The organism is Kitasatospora sp. NPDC059803 (genome assembly GCF_042732255.1).
Taxonomy (GTDB): Bacteria; Actinomycetota; Actinomycetes; order Streptomycetales; family Streptomycetaceae; genus Kitasatospora.
In genome coordinates this window covers 1-3,545 of the sequence record NZ_JBHWIJ010000485.1, presented here as the reverse complement: position 1 = coordinate 3,545, position 3,545 = coordinate 1, and the positions used below count along the sequence as shown (strand labels likewise).

Here is a 3,545-nt window from a genome sequence, read left to right as displayed (position 1 = left end):
CACCCCCCCTCACCGCCCCCCCCCCCCCCCCCCCGCCTCCCCCACCCCCCCTCCCGGGCCCGGACAACCCCCCCGCCAGCCCCCACCCCCCGCCCCCCCCCCCCCACGGCCGGGGGCCCCGGAGCCGGCGCCGAGGCCGGCACCCCGCTCGGTACCGAGGTCAGTACTGCAGCGACTTGTACTGGAGGAACTCCTCCAGCCCGTGGCGGCCCAGTTCGCGGCCGAGGCCGGAGCTCTTGTAGCCGCCGAACGGGGCGAGCGGGTTGAAGCGGCCGCCGTTGAGGTCGACCTGGCCGGTGTCGAGGCGGCGGGCGAAGGCGGCGGCGGTGTCGGTGTCCGCGGCCCAGACTCCGCCGGCCAGGCCGTACTCGGTGTCGTTGGCGAGTTCGGCGGCGTGGTCCTCGTCCCGGTAGGGGAGGACCACCAGGACGGGGCCGAACACCTCCTCCCGGGCGATCGCCATGTCCCCCGTGACGTCGGCGAGCACGGTCGGGTGGACGTAGAAGCCGGTGGGCAGGCCCGGGACGGGCTCCGCGCCGCCGACGACCAGCCGGGCGCCCGCGGCGAGCGCGCCCTCGACGTAACCGCGCACCCGGGCCAGCTGCTTGGCGTTGACCAGCGGGCCGATCCGGGTCTGCGGGTCGGTCGGATCGCCCGGGGCGTACTTGGTGGCGGCCTTCGCGGCCGTCGCGACGGCCTCCTCGTACTGGTCCTGGTGCACCAGCAGGCGGGTCCACGCACTGCACGTCTGGCCCGAGTTGGCGAACACGTTGGCGATGTTGACGTTGACCGCCCGGGTCAGGTCCGCGCCCGGCAGCACCACGTTGGCGGACTTGCCGCCGAGTTCCAGGGCGACCCGCTTCAGACCCCGGCCGGCCGTCTCGGCGACCTGCCGGCCGACGGCGGTGGATCCGGTGAACGAGACCACGTCCACGCCCGGATGGGCGGCGAGCGCCGCACCCGCCACCGCGCCCGTGCCGGTCACCAGGTTGAACGCGCCTGCGGGGAAGCCCGCCTCGTGCACCAGCCGGGCGAACAGCCGGGCCACCAGCGGGGTGTCCTCGGCGGGCTTGAGGACCACCGGGCAGCCGGCCGCCAGGGCCGGGACGACCTTGGCGACGATCTGGTGCAGCGGGTAGTTCCACGGCGTGATCGCCGCGACCACCCCGGCGGGCGCGGCGAGCACCACCGAGTTGCCGATCCGCTCCTCGAAGGGGTGCTCGGCGAGCAGCGTCAGGTAGGAGGTCGCCACAGTCAGTGGCACTCCGGCGTGCACGGCGGCGGCGAAGCCGACCGGGGCGCCGAGTTCGGCGACCACGGTGGCGGTGATCTCCTCCTGCGCGGCGGCGATTTTGTCCCGCAGCCGGGTCAGCAGGGCGAGCCGGTCCGCGCGGGCGGTCGTCGCCCAGCCGCGGGGCGCCCGGCGGGGCCGGGGGGCCGGCCGGCGGGGCGGGGGCCGGCCGCCCCCCCCGCCCGGGGGGGGGCCCGCCGCGGCGGGGCGCCGGGGCCACACGCCAGAAACCGCCCCCGGCGGGGGGTCGCTCCCCCCCCCTGGCCCCCCCGGGGGCGCCGTCGCTCCCGGGGGGTCTCCGACGGCCGCCCCGCGGGCCGGCACGGTGGCGAGCACCTGCTCGGTCGCCGGATTCAGCACCTCGATCGACCCGGCGTCGTCCAGGGAGGGCCGCCAGGCGCCGTCGATGTACTGGTCGCCGTACTCCGCGTGCTGCTGCACCGAGTGTCCTCTCATCCGGTCGGCCGATTGACCAACAGCGCTAGTCAAAGGGCCAGTCAAGGCGGCCCGGTCGGCCGCGCGCAAGAGCCAATCCGGTCCGGTGGGCCGGCGGGTTACCCCGGGGCGAACCGCGCGGTGTACTCGTCGAACGGCTCGGTCCCCGGGCCCGCGCCCCGTTCGTCCGACCGCTCAAGGGCCTCGCACGGCCACGGCACCGGCCGCCCGCCACCGGCCCCGTCACCGCCTCCGCCGTCAGCTCCACCGCCCGCCGCAGGGCGTCCAGTTGACGATCCGCGCGCGGCGCGGCCGGCCGCGCCGCACGGGTGGCCGCCGGTCCCACGGCCCGCTCGGCCGGCCGGCCGTGGTCCGCCGTCGCGGGACACCGGACGAACCGTCCCGAAGGCTCCGCGTTCACCCTCCGACAGCGAAACGACGGTCCGCGAAAATCATTGCGCGAAAAGCTCCTCACGCCTGTGGGCACCGCTGTAGATTGCAGCGAACTCAGCGGTGAAGCACTACTGTTGCCAGTGGTTCGTAGTGGTGCACATGGTCCGGGACCAGCGCGTCCCACGGTCGGGCGGGGGTTTCCACCGGGCTGAGGTCTGGCTTAAATCCGCAGGTCATCCGTACCGCATAAGGAGCATCCCGTGACCGATGCCGCGTTGAAGGACGAGTCGCAGCGGCCTGCCGAACCAGCCGTGCTGGAGGACGTTCCGGGCTGGTTCTGGGACCATGACCGGCACTCGTTCGACTGGTTCATGGGACGGCAGGAGAAGACCGGGGTCACCGGCGACCTGCTGGAGATGGGCGCGTACCTGGGCCGCAGCGCGATCGTGATCGGCGAGCACCTCCAGCCCGGCGAGTCCTTCACCGTCTGTGACCTCTTCGACTCGGACGCGCCGGACGACGAGAACGCGGCCGAGATGGACACCTCCTACCGGAAGTCGCTGACCCGCTCGGCCTTCGAGGTCAACTACCTCGCCTTCCACGAGGAACTGCCGGAGATAATCCAGGCCCCGACCTCCGCCCTGGCCGGCGGGCGGATCGAGGCGGGCACGTTCCGCTTCATCCACATCGACGCCTCGCACCTGTACGAGCACGTCGTGGGCGACCTCCAGGTGGCCCGGGTCGCGCTCCAGGACCAGGGTGTCGTCGTCCTGGACGACTACCGCTCGCAGCACACCCCGGGCGTGGCCGCCGCGACCTGGGGCGCGGTCTTCAACCACGGGCTCAAGCCGATCATGTTGACCGAGTGCAAGTTCTACGGCACCTGGGGGGATCCGGAGCCGTTCCAGCGCGACCTGCTCGACCGGGTGGACCTCGCCGCAGGCTGTTACCTCAGCTCCGAGACCTTGAACGGGCAGCAGGTGCTCCGGATGACCGGCGACTCGGACGGGATCGGCGCGTTCCGCCCCTCCCGCCACCACCGGCGGCTGGCCGCCGAGGCGGCCCGGGACGAGGCCTCGCAGTCCCGCCGGGCGGTCCAGGAGGAGGCCGCCCGCGACCTCGCCGCCCGCCGGGCCCGCGCCGCCGAACTGCGCCGCCCGGCCAATGTCGCCAAGCGCGCCGCCCGCGACCTGCTGCCCCCGGTCGTCACCTCCGTCATCCGCCGCGCCCGCCGCGGCTGACGGCCGCCCCCGACGGCCGACGGGTCCGACTGTCACCCGGCACCCGGCCCCGCCCTGTCCCGCCCCGCCAAGGCCCACAGGGGCGGGGGGGGAACAAGCCACCCCCGCCGGCGGTGTGGGGGGCCACGCCGCCCCGAGGGCCCCCCCCGCGCCAGGCGGGCGCCCGCGCGGCCCCCCCAGCCGCG

2 protein-coding genes are annotated in these 3,545 nt (G+C 75.2%); one reads left to right on the top strand and one right to left on the bottom strand.

The features are described from left to right. Positions 1–160: 160 nt before the first annotated feature. On the bottom strand, positions 161–1,732 hold the full coding sequence (locus tag ACFV6I_RS38520) for an aldehyde dehydrogenase family protein (RefSeq protein WP_380430833.1): 1,572 nt from the start codon (positions 1,730–1,732) through the stop codon (positions 161–163). Positions 1,733–2,379: 647 nt separating this feature from the next. Here ACFV6I_RS38520 and ACFV6I_RS38515 point away from each other — a divergent pair. Further along, positions 2,380–3,360: a class I SAM-dependent methyltransferase gene (locus tag ACFV6I_RS38515; protein WP_380430830.1), complete on the top strand. Its 981-nt coding sequence runs from the start codon at positions 2,380–2,382 to the stop codon at positions 3,358–3,360. Positions 3,361–3,545 lie beyond the last annotated feature (185 nt).